This window comes from Fredinandcohnia onubensis (assembly GCF_002734215.1).
Lineage (GTDB): Bacteria > Bacillota > Bacilli > Bacillales > Bacillaceae_L > Ferdinandcohnia > Ferdinandcohnia onubensis.
In genome coordinates this window covers 1-17200 of the sequence record NZ_NSEB01000001.1, presented here as the reverse complement: position 1 = coordinate 17200, position 17200 = coordinate 1, and the positions used below count along the sequence as shown (strand labels likewise).

Annotated in this window: 21 protein-coding genes; 17 read left to right on the top strand and 4 right to left on the bottom strand. The window is 37.9% G+C overall.

The window, feature by feature from the left end:
• Nucleotides 1–24: 24 nt before the first annotated feature.
• Both CKK03_RS24095 and CKK03_RS00100 read right to left on the bottom strand, forming a co-directional pair.
• On the bottom strand, nucleotides 25–153 hold the full coding sequence (locus tag CKK03_RS24095) for a hypothetical protein (protein WP_257215705.1): 129 nt from the start codon (nucleotides 151–153) through the stop codon (nucleotides 25–27).
• Nucleotides 154–209: 56 nt separating this feature from the next.
• Nucleotides 210–1109 (bottom strand): hydroxymethylglutaryl-CoA lyase, encoded by a 900-nt coding sequence (locus CKK03_RS00100; protein WP_180271101.1) that lies wholly within the window; start codon nucleotides 1107–1109, stop codon nucleotides 210–212.
• 169 nt (nucleotides 1110–1278) lie between these two features.
• Between CKK03_RS00100 and CKK03_RS00095 the strand changes: the two genes are divergently transcribed.
• From CKK03_RS00095 to CKK03_RS00080, 4 genes are all read left to right on the top strand, one after another.
• On the top strand, nucleotides 1279–2466 hold the full coding sequence (locus CKK03_RS00095) for an acetyl-CoA C-acetyltransferase (RefSeq protein ID WP_099360611.1): 1188 nt from the start codon (nucleotides 1279–1281) through the stop codon (nucleotides 2464–2466).
• A 12-nt stretch (nucleotides 2467–2478) separates the two neighbouring features.
• Nucleotides 2479–3168 carry a CoA transferase subunit A gene (locus CKK03_RS00090; protein ID WP_099360610.1) on the top strand — a complete coding sequence of 230 codons (690 nt, stop codon included), beginning with the start codon at nucleotides 2479–2481 and terminating at the stop codon, nucleotides 3166–3168.
• 14 nt (nucleotides 3169–3182) lie between these two features.
• Nucleotides 3183–3839, top strand: a complete 657-nt coding sequence (locus CKK03_RS00085; RefSeq protein ID WP_099360609.1) for a CoA transferase subunit B — start codon at nucleotides 3183–3185, stop codon at nucleotides 3837–3839.
• Between the two features lie 90 nt (nucleotides 3840–3929).
• Nucleotides 3930–4178: a YqkE family protein gene (locus CKK03_RS00080; protein WP_099360608.1), complete on the top strand. Its 249-nt coding sequence runs from the start codon at nucleotides 3930–3932 to the stop codon at nucleotides 4176–4178.
• Nucleotides 4179–4210: 32 nt separating this feature from the next.
• Here CKK03_RS00080 and CKK03_RS00075 read toward each other — a convergent pair whose 3' ends face one another.
• Together CKK03_RS00075 and mciZ are read right to left on the bottom strand one after the other, a co-directional pair.
• A complete protein-coding gene (locus CKK03_RS00075) occupies nucleotides 4211–5134 on the bottom strand; it encodes an aldo/keto reductase (RefSeq protein WP_099360607.1) in 924 nt (307 codons plus the stop codon).
• A gap of 99 nt (nucleotides 5135–5233) precedes the next feature.
• Nucleotides 5234–5377 carry a Z-ring formation inhibitor MciZ gene (mciZ, locus tag CKK03_RS00070; protein ID WP_099360606.1) on the bottom strand — a complete coding sequence of 48 codons (144 nt, stop codon included), beginning with the start codon at nucleotides 5375–5377 and terminating at the stop codon, nucleotides 5234–5236.
• Between the two features lie 89 nt (nucleotides 5378–5466).
• Here mciZ and CKK03_RS00065 point away from each other — a divergent pair, with 89 nt between their 5' ends.
• The 13 genes from CKK03_RS00065 to sigF all read left to right on the top strand — a co-directional run bounded on the left by CKK03_RS00065 (nucleotide 5467) and on the right by sigF (nucleotide 17161).
• A complete protein-coding gene (locus tag CKK03_RS00065) occupies nucleotides 5467–6018 on the top strand; it encodes an NUDIX hydrolase (RefSeq protein ID WP_099360605.1) in 552 nt (183 codons plus the stop codon).
• Nucleotides 6019–6025: 7 nt separating this feature from the next.
• Nucleotides 6026–7192, top strand: a complete 1167-nt coding sequence (locus CKK03_RS00060) for an endonuclease Q family protein (RefSeq protein ID WP_099360604.1) — start codon at nucleotides 6026–6028, stop codon at nucleotides 7190–7192.
• Nucleotides 7193–8000: 808 nt separating this feature from the next.
• Complete coding sequence (gene spoIIM / locus CKK03_RS00055; protein ID WP_099360603.1) at nucleotides 8001–8648, top strand: stage II sporulation protein M; 648 nt, start codon at nucleotides 8001–8003, stop codon at nucleotides 8646–8648.
• Nucleotides 8649–8762: 114 nt separating this feature from the next.
• The gene (gene fur / locus CKK03_RS00050) at nucleotides 8763–9233 is read left to right on the top strand and encodes a ferric iron uptake transcriptional regulator (RefSeq protein WP_099360602.1); all 471 of its coding nucleotides are present in this window, start codon (nucleotides 8763–8765) and stop codon (nucleotides 9231–9233) included.
• Between the two features lie 283 nt (nucleotides 9234–9516).
• The gene (locus CKK03_RS00045; protein ID WP_099360601.1) at nucleotides 9517–9744 is read left to right on the top strand and encodes a YqzK family protein; all 228 of its coding nucleotides are present in this window, start codon (nucleotides 9517–9519) and stop codon (nucleotides 9742–9744) included.
• A 6-nt stretch (nucleotides 9745–9750) separates the two neighbouring features.
• The gene (gene xerD, locus CKK03_RS00040) at nucleotides 9751–10641 is read left to right on the top strand and encodes a site-specific tyrosine recombinase XerD (protein WP_099360600.1); all 891 of its coding nucleotides are present in this window, start codon (nucleotides 9751–9753) and stop codon (nucleotides 10639–10641) included.
• A gap of 213 nt (nucleotides 10642–10854) precedes the next feature.
• A complete protein-coding gene (gene deoB / locus CKK03_RS00035) occupies nucleotides 10855–12048 on the top strand; it encodes a phosphopentomutase (protein ID WP_099360599.1) in 1194 nt (397 codons plus the stop codon).
• A gap of 2 nt (nucleotides 12049–12050) precedes the next feature.
• The gene (locus CKK03_RS00030) at nucleotides 12051–12866 is read left to right on the top strand and encodes a purine-nucleoside phosphorylase (RefSeq protein WP_099360598.1); all 816 of its coding nucleotides are present in this window, start codon (nucleotides 12051–12053) and stop codon (nucleotides 12864–12866) included.
• Between the two features lie 39 nt (nucleotides 12867–12905).
• The gene (locus CKK03_RS00025; RefSeq protein ID WP_099360597.1) at nucleotides 12906–14207 is read left to right on the top strand and encodes a pyrimidine-nucleoside phosphorylase; all 1302 of its coding nucleotides are present in this window, start codon (nucleotides 12906–12908) and stop codon (nucleotides 14205–14207) included.
• 105 nt (nucleotides 14208–14312) lie between these two features.
• Nucleotides 14313–15476 (top strand): D-alanyl-D-alanine carboxypeptidase family protein, encoded by a 1164-nt coding sequence (locus CKK03_RS00020; RefSeq protein WP_099360596.1) that lies wholly within the window; start codon nucleotides 14313–14315, stop codon nucleotides 15474–15476.
• A 123-nt stretch (nucleotides 15477–15599) separates the two neighbouring features.
• The gene (spoIIAA, locus tag CKK03_RS00015) at nucleotides 15600–15950 is read left to right on the top strand and encodes an anti-sigma F factor antagonist (RefSeq protein WP_099360595.1); all 351 of its coding nucleotides are present in this window, start codon (nucleotides 15600–15602) and stop codon (nucleotides 15948–15950) included.
• The gene (gene spoIIAB / locus CKK03_RS00010; RefSeq protein ID WP_099360594.1) at nucleotides 15950–16390 is read left to right on the top strand and encodes an anti-sigma F factor; all 441 of its coding nucleotides are present in this window, start codon (nucleotides 15950–15952) and stop codon (nucleotides 16388–16390) included. The genes spoIIAA and spoIIAB overlap by 1 nt, the downstream gene beginning before the upstream one ends.
• 12 nt (nucleotides 16391–16402) lie before the next feature.
• Nucleotides 16403–17161, top strand: coding sequence for an RNA polymerase sporulation sigma factor SigF (sigF, locus tag CKK03_RS00005; protein WP_099351763.1), 759 nt, complete (start codon nucleotides 16403–16405; stop codon nucleotides 17159–17161).
• The last annotated feature ends 39 nt before the right edge of the window (nucleotides 17162–17200 follow it).

Genomic DNA, 17200 nt, shown 5'->3' with positions numbered 1-17200 from the left:
TGTAAACGAGACCAGGGGATTTTGCTATTGCTCCGAATTTTGACGGTTTGTAGGGTGAATGGCTTTTTCCATTTCCTCAGCAGCCATTGTATTGTTTGTCGTATCAGCATTCGGTTTTCCTTTTTGAGAACGACCTTTATCTCGTTTTGCCAATCCTAAACACTCCATTCCTGAAAATTCATGGATAGGTTGTGGAGTTTTTTAATAAATTATTCCTGGCTAGCAGATTGTAACCTATAATATTTACTTTCAATAGGTCGGGTAAGATAGGGTTTAATGACATCAACAGCCTCCACAAGTTTTGAAAGCTCAAGGCCAGTTTGTACCCCCATCTCTTCAAGCATATACACAACATCTTCAGTAGCAACATTACCAGTTGCCCCGGGTGCAAACGGGCATCCACCTAATCCACCTGCTGATGTGTCAAAACGGTTCACTCCGGCTTGGAGAGCAGCTAACACATTTGCAAGTGCCATCCCGCGGGTATCATGGAAATGAGCAGTTAAAAGTGTATTTGATATCTCTTTTTTTAGCTTTGAAAAAAGAGAAAAAACTTCTTTTGGAGTTGCTTTTCCTATCGTGTCAGCAACACTTAATTCATCAACCCCATATTGGACAAAGGTAGAGCATAGCTTTAAAACGGCTTCTTCATCCACCTTTCCCTCATACGGACAATAAAAGGCGGTCGATATACAGGCACGAACAAAATAACCCTTTGATTTTAATTCCCGAATCAGAGGCTTTAGCTCCTCCATACTCTCAGATGTTGTTTTATTGATATTTTTCTTATTGAAGCTTTCGCTAACACCAACAAAAACAGCAACTGCTTTACACTTTGTATCGTATAGTCTTTCAATACCTTTGCGATTTGGCGCGAGCACAATATTTCGAGTACTGTCTAAGCATGATGTAATAATTTCTTTTGCATCCTTCATTTGTGGAACCCATTTTGGTGAGACAAATGAGGTAAGTTCCATTTCTTGCAGGCCAGCAAGTTTTAGTTTATGAATAAAATCAATTTTTACTTCGGTGGGTATTAAGCTTTTTTCGTTTTGCAGCCCATCTCTTGGTCCTACTTCAATAATTGTGACTTGCTCAGGTAATTGCATATACAACCCTCCAGCAAAATGCCTTATTCTTACTCTTATTCTATTAGAGGCACTTCGTGAAAAGCAAGAATTATAGGAAATTAGACAAAATAAGAGGTATTTCGAAAAAAATCAAGAAATATATATGGTAATGAATACATAAAACGTAACAGTAAAGGGAGATGTTGAAATGAATAATGAAGTTGTGATTGTAAGCGCTGTCAGAACGGCGATTGGTAGTTTTGGAGGGAGTTTACAATCTGTTTCAGCCCCAGACCTAGGTGCTGTCGTGATTAAAGGAGCATTGGAAAAGGCAGGTGTGGATTCAAAGCTTGTAGATGAAGTCATTATGGGGAATGTTCTGCAGGCTGGAGTAGGACAAAATCCTGCAAGGCAGGCTGCTATAAAAGCTGGATTACTACAGGAAACACCGGCCATGACAATTAACAAGGTTTGTGGTTCTGGATTAAAAGCTGTGCACTTAGCGACACAGGCAATCATAGCGGGTGATGCGGATGTGATTGTGGCTGGTGGAATGGAGAATATGAGTCAGGCTCCTTATCTTTTAAAGGGAGCACGAAATGGATTTAAAATGGGCGACCAACAAATGATTGATAGCATGATTTCCGATGGGTTATGGTGCGCGTTTAATGATTATCATATGGGAATTACGGCAGAAAATTTATGCGATAAATACGAGATTACAAGAGAAGAACAGGATCGTTTCTCAGCAAGGAGCCAGAAAAGAGCAGTTGCGGCAATTGAGGCAGGAAAATTTAAAGACGAAATTGTGCCTGTAGAAATTCCACAACGTAAAAAAGAAAGCATTGTCTTTGATACAGATGAATACCCTAAAGCAGGTACTACTGTTGAAAAATTAGGGAACTTACGTCCAGCATTCAAAAAGGACGGTTCTGTAACAGCTGGGAATGCATCAGGGATAAATGACGGAGCGGCCGCATTCGTTATCATGAGTAAGAAGAAAGCGATGGAACTTGGCATTAAAGGATTAGTCACCATTAAAGCAAACGGAAATGCCGGTGTTGACCCAAGTATAATGGGGATCGGTCCAGTTGCTGCGGTGAAAAAGGCGATGGAAAAAGCTAGATTAAGTGTTAGTGATATGAATTTAATTGAGGCAAATGAAGCGTTTGCTGCTCAGTCAATTGCAGTTGACCGCGAACTTCATTTTAACCATGATATTTTAAATGTAAATGGGGGAGCGATTGCCCTTGGACATCCAATCGGTGCTAGTGGTGCGAGAATTCTCGTCACCCTTATTCATGAACTAAAGCGTCGTAATGAGCGCTACGGATTAGCAACCCTATGTATTGGCGGTGGTCAAGGTGTTGCAACAATTGTTGAAAATATCGAATAGTGGGGTGTACAAATGAAACCAATATATTCCTCGTTTCAGGAAGCTGTAGAGCAAATCAAGGACGGTTCCACGATTATGGTTGGCGGATTTGGCTTATGTGGGATCCCAGAAAATTTAATTTTAGCATTGGCCGAGTCTGGGGTTAAGGACTTAACCGTAATTTCAAATAACTGCGGCGTTGATGATTGGGGTCTTGGATTGCTTTTACAAAACAAACAGATTTCAAAAATGATAGGTTCATATGTTGGTGAAAATAAAGAATTCGAACGACAGGCATTATCAGGAGAACTTGCGGTTGAACTTGTCCCACAGGGAACACTGGCTGAAAAAATACGAGCTGGTGGAGCGGGGATTCCTGCATTTTATACACCTGCTGGAGTAGGAACACCTATTGCTGATGGAAAAGAAACCCGGGTATTTAATGGAAAAGAATATGTATTAGAAGAGGCGTTCATAGCTGACTTCAGCCTAGTCCGTGCAGAAAAGGCAGATAAAATGGGGAATTTGATCTATAACAAGACAGCTCGAAATTTTAACCCAATGATGGCCGCTGCAGGTAAGGTTACAATCGCTGAGGTTGAAGAGCTCTATGAGATTGGTGAGCTTAACCCAAATAGGATTCATACACCAAGTATCTATGTCCAAGGACTCATTGTTGGTGAACAAAAGAAGCGAATTGAACGATTGACATTATCTAAATAAGGGGGGAGAAGGCGATGACAAATACTCGAGAAAAGATTGCGAAGAGGGCTGAAAAGGAAATTGAAAATGGCTTTTATGTAAATCTTGGAATCGGCATGCCAACTCTTGTTGCAAACTATATTTCTTCAAATAAACAGGTCGTTCTCCAGTCAGAGAATGGGTTACTCGGAATTGGTCCATATCCAACCGAAGAAAATGTAGACCCTGATTTAATTAATGCCGGAAAAGAAACCGTCACCGCTATTCCTGGTGCAGCTTACTTTGACAGTGCTGAATCATTTGCGATGATTCGCGGGGGACATATTAATATTGCCATTCTCGGCGGAATGGAGGTTTCAGAGACAGGGGACCTCGCAAATTGGATGATCCCGGGAAAAATGATTAAGGGAATGGGCGGTGCGATGGATCTCGTTCATGGGGCTCAAAAAATCATTGTTATCATGGACCATGTGAATAAAAAAGGTGAAGCGAAAATCCTCAAAACATGTACACTTCCTTTAACTGGTAAAGGAGTTGTAAATCGGATTATTACAGATCGTGCCGTACTCGATGTAACTGAAAATGGATTAAAATTAGTAGAGGTAGCTAAAGGATTTTCTGTTGAAGATATAAAGTCTTCTACAGAGCCTGAACTTCTTGTTAGTGATAATGTTATCCTTAACGCGTACTAGTGTAGACATATGGCGAATAACCATCAAGCGGTTATTCGCCTTTTTATGATATAATAATTGAGAAATGGTTGACGTATGGAGGGAATTATTATGGCTAAAAAGAAACAAAAGCCATCTGTTAAGAAGCAGAAAGATGAAAAGTTAAGTCTTGGGGATCTACTCAATGAAGATATTGTTTCTAAGTTAAAAAATACACAACAGCAGTTAAAGGAACAAGAGCAAAAGAAACAAGAAGAGGCGCTTGAAAGACAAAGAGAAGAGCGCAGACAGCGAGAAAAGAATAAATCATTTGAGGAACTATTGGAAGAAAGTAGCCTTAAATGGTCAGATTTTAAATAATAATACCCCCACAGTCCTGTGGGGGTATACATTTATCTATGTTGTTCGTAAATGGATGCCTTTGTAAGGTCTCTAATTATCTGAACCTGTTCATCTGTAAGAGGTGTTGAATTTGCTGCTGAGACATTATTTTTGATTTGTTCAAGAGAGCTCGCACCTGTCACAACTGAAGCAACAGTATCGTTAAACAAGCAATATTGCAATGCAACTTCTGTTAAAGAACGATCTCCCGCCACGTCTGACTTTAATCCTGAAATGACAGTTTCAAGCTCTTCAAAAGCATAATCAAGATATCCATTTTGTTTCATACTTTGACTCGCATTCTCCATTGGACGATTAGTGAGTAACCCTTTAGCTACTGGACCACGAGCTACTACACTAATTTGATGATCATTTAGATAGGAAAGTATTTGCTCTTCTGGCCGACGGTCAAGAATACTATATTGCATCATTACACTTACGATGGATGATTTCGTTACAAATTCTCGTATCACATTTGGACGAATTGAAGAGATTCCATAATAACGTATGACACCTTCTTGTGTTAATTCTTCGAACGCTTCAATGGTCTCGTCAATAGGATCTTCTATTGTTCCCCCATGGAGCTGGTAGAGGTCGATATAATCTGTTTGCAAGCGTCGCAAGCTATCCTTTACAGCCGATTTTATGTATTTTTTTGAAGGGTCCCAGGACCATCCGTTTTTTCCCTGCTCAAATCGGTTTCCTACTTTAGTGGCAAGTATGATATCTTGTCTTTTCTGTTTTATGGCTTTTCCAACAAATTCCTCATTTAGCCCTTGATCGTATAAATCAGCGGTATCCAAATAGTTGATTCCCATATCTAAGGCGGAATCAATCATATGTAATGCCTTTTTTTCTTCTGTTCCAACAGACATACAGCCTAGACCGATTTTACTCACATATAAATCGGAAGCGCCAATTCTTCTTTTTTCCATACTGTCCCCTCCAAAATTTAGTTTCCTTCTAGCATCTAGTCATATCTTATCCTTTTCATTACAGAACCACAAATGATATGAAGGGGACGTATAGTGGGATCATTTTTTCTCTTGATTTTCTTTTCTTTGATCAATCCAATCCTGAACTGTTCGGTAGGAACGGCTATATTCCTTAAGTTTTGCACGAATTTCCCAAGCCTTTCCTACTAGAACTACCCGATTTTCACCAATCACAATTTTCATAGCAACCCCCTATGAACTTTTATAATAAGAAAAGAACTATGCTAAAATGTATGAAGTAGTATGATTTAGTAGAACAAGGAGCTGGCGAAATGGATCACTTACTAGAAAAGACAATAAAGAGGGAAGTGCTTTTTGAAGGGAAGGTTATTGATTTACATATAGAAGAGGTAGAGTTGCCTAATGGACATACAAGTAGAAGAGAGCTAATCAAACATTCAGGTGCTGTAGCGATTCTTGCATTAACGGATGAAAACAAAATTGTGATGGTACAGCAGTATCGAAAAGCACTTGATAAGGTAATTGTAGAAATTCCTGCTGGAAAGCTTGAAAAAGGTGAAGCACCTGAAGTTACTGCAAAAAGAGAATTAGAAGAAGAAACAGGTTATGATTGTGAAACATTGACACCTCTGATTTCTTTCTATACTTCACCGGGGTTTGCAGATGAATTGGTTCATCTTTTTATTGCAAAGGACTTAAAGAAAATTGAAAATCCAGCAAGCTTGGATGAAGATGAATTTGTCGACCTCCTTGAGGTATCATTGGATGAAGCACTTGAGCTTTTAAAAGAGAAGAAAATCTACGATGCTAAAACAGCTTATGCAGTACAGTACCTCCAATTGCAGCAAGCAATAGGGGAATAAGCTAAAGATGAACAATTATTATGTAGATCTCCATATCCATATTGGGAGAACGAATTCGGGTAGACCCGTAAAAATCACGGGTGCTAAATCACTTACAATTGGAAATATCCTTCATGAATCCACCGAAATCAAAGGAATGGACATGATAGGAGTAATTGATTGCCATGTTCCAGAGGTCATTGGGGAGCTTGAAACTTTAATCGATAGTGGAGAAGTTTATCCCTATGAGGAAGGCGGACTGCGCTTTAAGAATGTTACCCTCATTTTGGGAAGTGAGCTTGAAATCTATGATGAGAACTGTAAAGGACCCATCCATGTTCTCGCATTTATGCCAACGATTGAAAAGATGAAAGAATTTTCGATTTGGCTATCCCAACGAATGAAAAACATAACCTTAAGCTCGCAAAGAATATACGTAGGAGCTAGAGAACTGCAAAGTAAGGTTAAGGAGTTAACTGGAATTTTTATTCCTGCACATGTATTCACCCCCTATAAAAGTATGTATGGTCGAGGAGTGAAACAATCGTTAACTGAAGTATTTGATGAGAATTTAATTGATGGAATCGAACTTGGATTGAGCTCGAATACGGATATGGCTGACCAAATACAAGAATTGCATCAATTCACTTTTGTTTCTAATTCAGATGCTCATTCGTTACCGAAGATTGCTAGAGAATATCAGATTATGAAAATGAAGGAGCCTACTTTTGAAGAACTAAGGCTTGCACTCCATCAACAAGATGGAAGGGAAGTTGTGGCGAATTATGGGTTAGATCCTTTATTAGGGAAATATCATAAAACAACATGTGATAAATGTTTAACCATAATCGAGGATGTAACAGCCGAGGTTTGTCCTAACTGTGGTCATAAAGGATTTGTCAAAGGAGTGTTTGACAGGCTTCAGGAGTTAAAAAACACAGATGATTCAAATCCAAATCGACCTCCATATGTACACCAGGTTCCGCTCGAATTTATTCCTGGGTTAGGACCGAAAACCTTACAAAAACTTAGAGATTATTTTAAAACAGAGATGGCGATCCTTCACGAGGTTCCCGAAGAAGAACTTAGACGTGTCGTCAAAGGTCCGATTGTCGATATTATCATTCAAGCTAGAGAAGGAAAACTTCGTCTAAAATCAGGCGGAGGCGGGAAATATGGAAAAGTTGACTCCTAAAAAGGAGTCTATCGGTTATTTTGTAGAAACGTTTTTACTGTATAGTATTTAATACAGTCACAAAATGGTTATATAATTAGTACCCTTATTAGCAACTTGACGATAGCTGTTGTCGTCGTGCGAATAAGGGTTTTTGTATTCTCAAGGAACGTAATAGTCGTCTGTTTTACATTTTTATGGATATTACGAATGACTTCATACTGCGAATCTATAGAAAAGCATACGCATTCCTTTTTTACGAATGCATTTATCGCCATTCTAATTAAAATCAATACGCAAATGGATAGTTTTTACATTCTTTGTCTCTTTTGAAATCACTTTTACCGTTTTTTGGATATTACGTATGACTTCATACTGCGAATCTATAGAAAAGCATACGCATTCCCTTTTTACGAATGCTTTTATCGCGTTTTTACTTAAAAACAATACACAAGTGGATAATTTTTACATATTTAATCTCTTTTGAAATTACTATTCCCTTTTTATGGATATTGTAAATGACTTCATGCTGCCAATCAATATAAAAGCATACGCATTCCCTTTTTACGAATGCATTTATCGCTTTTTAACTTAAAAACGATACGCATGTGGATAATTTTTACATTTTTTCTCTTTTGAAATCATTCTACCTTTCTTGAACTTGAAGATACTTTATTCTAGCAATCTATACTAAGCATACACATTCCTTTTTACGTGCTGATTATTCAATAATAAATTTTCGATTTACTAGAAATACTTTTGGCAAGTTGTCATAGAAGTCTATTTTTCCTCATAGAATCTAGTAGAAGATTGATAGGAGGAACGATAGATGAGAAAGCAACAGCCCTATAAAAAAATTGTAGCTAGCCATTTTCGGGAACATTCATCCATATATTTATTTATTTCTGTACTATTCCTAATGGGTGTCATCTTTGGAGCAATCGTTGTAAATAGCCTAAATTTCAGTCAAAAAGAAGATCTCTTTTTCTACTTAAGCCGATTTTTTGGAGAAGTATCTGAAGGAACCTATGCCAATTCAGGTGATATGTTCAAACAAAGCTTCCTTCATAATCTGAAATATGTGGGACTTATGTGGATACTGGGAATCTCCATCATCGGGCTACCAATTATCCTTATTCTTTTATTCTTAAAAGGGGTAGTCGTTGGGTTTACAGTAGGCTTTCTCGTCAATCAAATGGATTGGAGCGGATTTCTCTTATCATTTGTTGCCGTACTACCACAAAACTTATTAATCATCCCAACATTTATTATAGTAGGAACAATTGCCGTCTCATTCTCATTAAAGATGATTCGCCAGCAATTTATGAAACGAATGAACGAACCGATTTTACAATTACTTACACGATATTCAATCTTGATGGTCGCCGTCAGTTTTGTCATTCTAATTGCATCAGCAGTTGAGGCATTTGCTTCACCGGTACTTATGAAAGAGGTAATAGATGTAATTAATAAATAATAACAATTATTAAATGAAAATAATTATTCTTTGTTATTTGTAATTATTTTATTTGGACAGTGACCCTTCTTCTGGTATAATAATGAAGTAACGGCGAGGGAGGGGCAGTTTTACATGGAAAATCGGATTGATCGAATTAAGAAACAGTTGCATTCGTCTAGCTATAAGCTTACACCACAGCGTGAGGCGACCGTTCGGGTACTGCTTGAACATGAAGAAGATCATTTAAGTGCCGAAGACGTCTACCTCCTTGTAAAAGAAAAGTCGCCAGAAATCGGCTTAGCAACTGTTTATCGCACACTCGAATTACTTACCGAATTAAAAATCGTTGATAAAATAAATTTCGGAGATGGTGTATCTAGATACGACCTTCGCCAAGAAGGAGCAGCACATTTCCATCATCACCTCGTATGTATCGAATGTGGTGCTGTTGACGAAATTCAAGAGGATTTACTAGAGAACGTTGAAGAAATTGTTGAAAAGAACTGGAACTTCATCATTAAGGACCATCGTTTAACTTTCCATGGAATTTGTCATCGTTGTCATGATAAAGAAACGAAAGAAGAAACTGATAATCTCGAATAAAGCACCCTTTTCCTTTAGAGGAGAGGGGTTTTTTTATTTTCATAACTTACTAGGATGTAAAAGAAATTAGAAAAAATGGGATAAGCGTGTATAAAACCAGGTAAAATTGGCATATCTTCTAATAGACAAATGTATTAACTTTATTCAGGCGGGATTTAAATTCGCCTGAACAAAGTTAAAGCCTCCGGCGGATGCCTCAGATTTTCAAAGGAAGTTTATCGAGCAAGCTCGATAAAATCTGGGTGCAAATACGCCAAGGCGTATTTGATTGGAGGATTACTAGATGAGACAATGGTTTCGTGTTGTATATGATACGTTAAAGGTTTTTGTATTGTTTACTGGATGCACAATTCTTTTTTATTATGGTATTATATGGATTAATGAGGAATATCAAAATTATCACAAATATGATGAGCCAGAAGGTTCCTCAGTGAAGGCAACCTCAATGATTGAAGAAAAAGAGGAAGGCCTAATAGACAGATTAGTGTTTTTTTACCGAAATGGGGAGTAGAGACCAGTGGAAGATCAACTAAAGGATTATTTGCATTATTTAGTTGTCGAAAGAAGACTTGCAACAAATACAGTAAAATCCTATGAGCGAGATTTAAAAAAGTACTATCAATATGTAACCAAGGTTGAAAATATTACTGCCTTTAATGATGTAAACCGTCTACACGTTATTCATTTTTTGAAGCATTTAAAGGAACAAGGGAATTCATCAAGAACATTGGCTAGACATATTGCGTCGATACGGTCATTTCATAAGTTTTTGTTTCGTGATAAAATAACCGACCATGATCCGACTGAACAGATTGAAACGCCACAAGCAGAACGCAAATTGCCAAAGGTATTAAATATTTCTGAAGTAGAGGCATTGTTGGATGCACCTAAATTGGACAACCCACTTGGTATCCGTGATAAGGCGATGCTCGAGCTCTTATACGCAACAGGCCTTCGGGTTAGTGAACTCATAAACTTAAATCTAGCCGATATCCACTTATCAATGGGTTTCATTAGATGTCTTGGAAAAGGGAATAAGGAGCGAATTGTCCCACTTGGAAGTGTTGCAACAAAGGCATTACAAGCATATTTAGATAATGGTCGCGCTCAACTAGTGAAACGAAAAAAAACCGACGCTTTTTTTGTAAATCATCATGGTAATCGCTTGACAAGACAAGGCTTCTGGAAAAATTTAAAGAAAATTACTAAAGAGGCTCAAATTGAAAAAGAACTTACACCACATACCCTTCGTCACTCATTTGCGACTCATCTTTTGGAAAATGGAGCAGATCTACGAGCTGTGCAAGAAATGCTCGGACATGCAGATATTTCAACCACGCAAATATATACACATGTTACAAAAACGCGTCTTAAAGATGTGTATAAAACGTATCATCCACGTGCTTAGTAGATTGCTAGACAAATCGTCTAGCTTTTTTTGTTAAAATAATGTTATTAATTTGACTATTACACTCATAATCTACTTGAAAATACATACTCTCACACGTATACTTTGAGATGTCAGACTTCTGACGAGTGTATATGTATGAAATAATGAGTAACTTGAAGCTAGAAGGGAAAAATACAGCATAAGTATAGAATATATTTGGGAGGGATTTACATGTCTGGTTATACATATAAGCGAATTTTTCTAATTGTCATGGACTCTGTTGGAATTGGAGAAGCGCCGGATGCAAAAAAATTTGGTGATGAAGGTTCAGATACATTTGGACATATTGCGGAAAAAATGGATGGTTTACATATGCCGAACATGGCGAAGCTTGGCCTAAGTAATATCAGAGAAATAAAGGGAATACCTGTACAAGACGAGCCACTTGCTTACTATACGAAAATGCAAGAGGCATCAAATGGAAAAGATACTATGACTGGACATTGGGAAATCATGGGTCTACATATCGAAACACCATTTAAGGTTTTCCCTGATGGGTTTCCGAAAGAATTATTAGATGAAATTGAAAAACGTACTGGAAGAGGAATTTTAGGGAATAAACCAGCATCAGGTACCGAAATTCTTGATGAGCTTGGTGAAGAACATATGAAGACAGGAAAATTAATTATCTATACTTCCGCAGATTCAGTTTTACAAATTGCAGCACATGAGGAAATTGTACCTATAGATGAGCTTTATAAAATTTGTGAAATTGCACGTGAATTAACCCTAGATGAAAAATATATGGTGGGACGTATTATTGCTCGTCCATTCGTTGGGGAACCTGGTAATTTCACGAGAACATCAAACCGTCATGATTATGCCTTAAAGCCATTTGAACGAACTGTAATGAATGAGTTAAGTGATAGTGGGCTAGATGTGATTGCAATCGGAAAAATATCAGATATTTATGATGGTGAAGGAGTTACTCAATCACTGCGAACAAAGTCAAATATGGATGGAATGGATAAATTAGTCGAAACACTTGATATGGATTTTACAGGCTTAAGCTTTTTAAATTTGGTTGATTTTGATGCATTGTTTGGACATCGCAGGGATCCTATAGGCTATGGAAAAGCCTTGGAGGAGTATGACGCTCGTTTACCTGAAGTATTTGAAAAACTTTCGGATGATGATTTATTGATTATCACAGCAGACCATGGAAACGACCCGGTTCATCCTGGAACAGATCATACACGAGAATATGTACCTTTATTGGTGTACAACAAAAAAATGGATGGCGGAGAGGAATTACCATTACGTTCAACGTTTGCGGATGTTGGTGCAACAGTAGCGGATAATTTTAATGTAACACCACCTAAACACGGAAAAAGCTTTCTAGCAGAAATTAATGGAGGAAACTAAGAATGGATAAGAATGTTTTTATTGATAAATCAGTACAATTTTTAAAAGAGAAAAGCCCTACTACACCTGAAATTGGGTTGATACTAGGTTCAGGACTTGGTGTTTTGGCGGAAGAAATTGAAAATCCAATAAAAGTGCCATATGACCAAATTCCAGAGTTTCCAGTGTCTACTGTTGAGGGTCATGCCGGTCAACTCGTATTTGGTACATTACAAGGAAAATCAGTTGTTGCCATGCAAGGACGTTTTCACTTTTACGAAGGCTATAGTCTAGATAAAGTCACATTCCCTGTTCGCGTTATGAAAGAGCTAGGTGTCACAACTCTAGTTGTTACGAATGCTGCGGGTGGAGTGAATGAATCGTTTCAACCAGGAGATTTAATGATTATCTCAGATCATTTGAATTTCGGTCAAAACCCATTAATTGGACCAAACGATTCAAGATTTGGAGCAAGATTTCCGGATATGTCAGAAGCATATACAAAGGAACTCAGAACAATTGCCAAAGAAGTGGCGAATGAATTGAATATCTCAATCAAGGAAGGCGTCTATGTTGGGATGACGGGACCATCTTATGAAACGCCTGCAGAGATTAAAATGTTGCGTACGCTTGGAGGCGATGCGGTTGGGATGTCAACAGTTCCTGAGGTGATTGTTGCACGCCACGCAAATTTAAAGGTACTAGGGATTTCCTGTATTTCAAATATGGCAGCAGGCATTTTAGATCAGCCCCTAACCCATGATGAAGTAATTGAAACAACGGAAAAAGTAAAAACTGACTTTTTATCACTTGTTAAACAGATTGTTAAAAAAATCTAGGTTAGTTACTAAAGAAGAGAATAGAAAAAGGTGAAAACAATGAGAATGGTGGATTTAATCGAAAAAAAACGTGATGGTAAGGAATTAACATCAGAAGAAATTTCATTTGTGGTTGCCGGATATACAAATGGTGAAATTCCTGATTATCAAATGAGTGCTTTTACGATGGCTGTATTTTTTAAGGGAATGACAAAGCAGGAACAAGCTGATTTTACCATGGCAATGGTTCAGTCTGGTGATACGATAGACCTTTCAGGAATTGAAGGGATCAAAGTTGACAAGCATAGCACGGGTGGTGTAGGTGATACGACCACGTTGGTGCTTGCTCCACTCGTTGCGTCAGTGGGGGTACCAGTTGCAAAAATGTCAGGAAGAGGGCTAGGACATACTGGTGGAACGATCGATAAACTAGAATCAGTTTCAGGCTTTCATGTAGAAATTAATAATGATGAATTTATTCGTCTTGTCAATCAAAATAAGGTAGCTGTTATCGGGCAAAGTGGAAATTTAACACCTGCAGATAAAAAGTTATATGCGTTAAGGGATGTTACAGCCACTGTAAACAGCATTCCATTGATTGCCAGCTCAATCATGAGTAAGAAAATTGCAGCGGGAGCAGATGCTATAGTTTTAGATGTTAAAACAGGGGCAGGAGCCTTTATGAAGGATTTGGATGATGCAAAGGAATTAGCAAAAACAATGGTTGATATCGGGAATAATGTTGGCCGGAATACGATGGCGATTATTTCAGATATGAGTCAACCGCTTGGGTTTGCGATTGGTAATGCACTTGAGGTTAAAGAGGCGATTGATACGCTAAAAGGGGAAGGACCTGATGATTTACAAGAGCTTTGCCTCGTTTTAGGAAGCCAGATGGTGTTACTAGCAAAAAAAGCGAACTCTCTTGAAGAAGCTAGAGGCTTACTTGAGGAATCCATTAAAAATGGGAAAGCACTTGAATCCTTTAAAACTTTTTTATCTTCACAAGGTGGAGATCCATCTGTCGTAGATTCACCGGATAAACTTCCAAAAGCAAAATACCAATTTGAATTCGAAGCTGAATCAGAAGGATATGTTTCAGAGATTATTGCTGATTCTATCGGGACAGCGGCGATGCTTTTAGGTGCGGGAAGAGCAACGAAGGAATCATCGATCGATTTGGCTGTTGGGCTTGTACTCCGAAAGAAAATTGGCGACAAAGTTTCAAAAGGCGAAAGCTTGGTAACCATTCATAGTAATTTTGAAGATATTGCTGAGATTAAAAAGAAACTCTCGGAAAGTATCTTGATCTCACAAAATCCAGTAACAGCACCAACATTAATCATTGATAAAATTTCATGAATTTACATGCATGCCGAGGATAAAAATCCTCGGTTTTTTTATTTTTTGTATATTTTTTAATTTCTTGGAAAAAATGGGAAGGTATAAAGAATGGAGGGTTTGGAGATGAAACGCGTATTTTTTAGTCTGTTAATTTCAACACTGATAATTTTTACTTTTAGCCCTTTCGCTTCCGCACAGGAATCATCTGTTGATTTAGCGAATAATGCAAAATCTGCAATTCTTATTGAACGTGATACAGGGAAGATTCTTTACGAGAAAAATAGTGACGAAAAGCTTTCCCCTGCAAGCATGACAAAAATCATGACTATGCTGTTAATCATGGAAGCACTTGATAAAGGTAGTATCACCTATTCTGAGAAAGTTAGAACAAGTGAACACGCCGCATCTATGGGGGGATCACAAATCTTCCTTGAGCCAGGTGAAGAAATGACGGTTGAAGAAATGTTAAAAGGGATTGCAATCGGTTCGGGAAATGATGCATCAGTTGCCATGGCAGAAAAGATAGCAGGTTCTGAAGAAGCTTTCGTTGAGATGATGAACCATAAGGTGGAGGAATTAGGCCTTAAAAATACATTATTTCAAAATCCAACTGGCCTTCCTGCGGAAAATCATTATAGCTCTGCCCACGACATGGCAATCATGGCAAAGGAATTATTAAAATACGAGGATATTACCAAATTTACGGGTCAATACGAGGATTATTTACGTCAAAACACTGAAAATAAATTTTGGCTTGTTAATACCAATCGCCTTGTCCGATTTTATCCAGGTGTAGATGGCTTGAAAACGGGTTTTACAACAGAGGCAAAATATTGCTTAACAGCTACTGCTGAAAAGGAAAATATGCGTCTTATCTCTGTTATCTTTGGAGCTCCAACACCAAAGGATCGTAATGCTCAAGTAACAAAAATGCTTGACTTTGGCTTTAGTCAGTACAAGACACACCCTTTATATGAACGCAATCAGGAAGTTGCTGAAGCAAAGGTAAGTAAGGGTAGTGAAAAGAGGATAAAGCTTGTGACATCAGAACCAATTTCCCTTTTAACGAAAAAAGGTGAAAAAGTTGATGATGTACAAAAAGAAGTGGTTGTAGCTGACAAGCTGAATGCGCCGATTAAAAAAGGTGACGAAATAGGAAAACTGGTTATTAAAAAAGATGGAAAAGTACTAAGTGAAAGCCCGCTAGTTGCTGACAAGGATATTGATGCTGCTAGTTGGTGGAAATTATTTAAGCGTACGATGGGATCTTTTAATAAAACTCCATAAGGAATACTTTTTTATTAATACCTACTTTTTTTGCCGAATGAACACTAGTTTTGTCATCAAGAAGGATTCTACCATGTAAATAGCGAAAAGACTCACTATACGATTTTAAGGAGGCATTGTAAAGTGAGTCTTGGTATTGAACTTGAGGTAAAACACAATGTGTTATGTATTCGGCTTACAGGTGAGCTAGACCATCATACAGCTGAAGAATTAAGGTTAAAGGTAACAGATACGATTGAAAGTAATCAAATTAATCACATCTTATTGAATCTTGAAAAGCTTACTTTTATGGATAGCTCAGGATTAGGTGTTATTTTAGGAAGATACAAACAAATCAAAAATTTAGGTGGAGAAATGGTTGTTTGTTCAATTTCTCCGCAGGTTGAACGTTTATTTGAAATGTCGGGACTTTTCAAAATCATTCGATTAGAGCGTAGTGAGTCGTTTGCGCTTCAGTCATTGGGGGTGGCGTAATGAAAAACGAAATGCACCTTCAGTTTTCTGCACTAAGCCAAAACGAATCATTTGCTCGTGTTGCAGTAGCAGCATTTATTACACAACTCGATCCAACCTTAGACGAACTCACAGAAATTAAGACAGTTGTGTCTGAGGCCGTAACAAACTCAATTATTCATGGATATGAAAGTGACCCAAGTGGAATTGTTTATATTTCATGCAAAATTGAAGACAGTACTGTGTATATCACCATAAGAGATGAAGGAATTGGAATTAATGATCTTGAGGAAGCAAGGCAGCCATTGTTTACAACAAAGCCGGAACTTGAACGCTCGGGTATGGGCTTTACAATCATGGAAAATTTCATGGATGAGTTTGATGTGGAAACAGGTTCAGCTAGAGGTACAACATTACGGCTAACAAAGCATTTATCAAAGAGTAAAGCGTTATGCAATTAAGGAGACTTGCCAATGGATGTGGAGGTCAAGAACACCAAAAGTGAAACGTATTTAAAAGATAATGAAGTTAAGAATTTAATCAAACTCAGTCAAGAAGGACGACAGGAAGCGCGTGATTTAATCGTCCAGAAGAATATGAGGTTAGTTTGGTCTGTTGTACAAAGGTTTTTAAATCGAGGCTATGAACCAGATGATTTGTTTCAAATAGGCTGCATTGGACTTTTGAAGTCAGTTGATAAATTTGATTTATCATATGACGTGAAATTTTCAACCTACGCTGTACCAATGATTATCGGTGAAATCCAACGTTTTATACGAGATGATGGAACGGTAAAGGTGAGTCGTTCATTAAAGGAGACCGGAAATAAGATCCGAAAAGCCAAGGATGAATTGTCAAAGCAGTTTGGTAGGGTTCCTACGATTGCAGAGATAGCCGAGTACTTGGAAATTACTCCGGAGGATGTTGTTTTAGCACAAGAGGCAAGTCGAGCACCTTCATCGATTCATGAAACTGTATATGAAAATGATGGTGATCCGATTACATTACTTGATCAAATAGCGGATAATAATGAAACAAAATGGTTTGATAAGATTGCTTTAAAAGAAGCAATTCGCGAGTTAGACGAGCGTGAGAGACTAATCGTTTTCCTTCGCTATTACAAGGATCAAACCCAATCCGAAGTCGCAACTAGGCTTGGCATATCCCAAGTTCAAGTATCGCGGCTAGAGAAAAAAATATTACAGCAAATGAAAGACCGAATGGACGTTTGATCCATTCGGTTTTTTGTGTGCGCCCGGCATGGGTGCAGT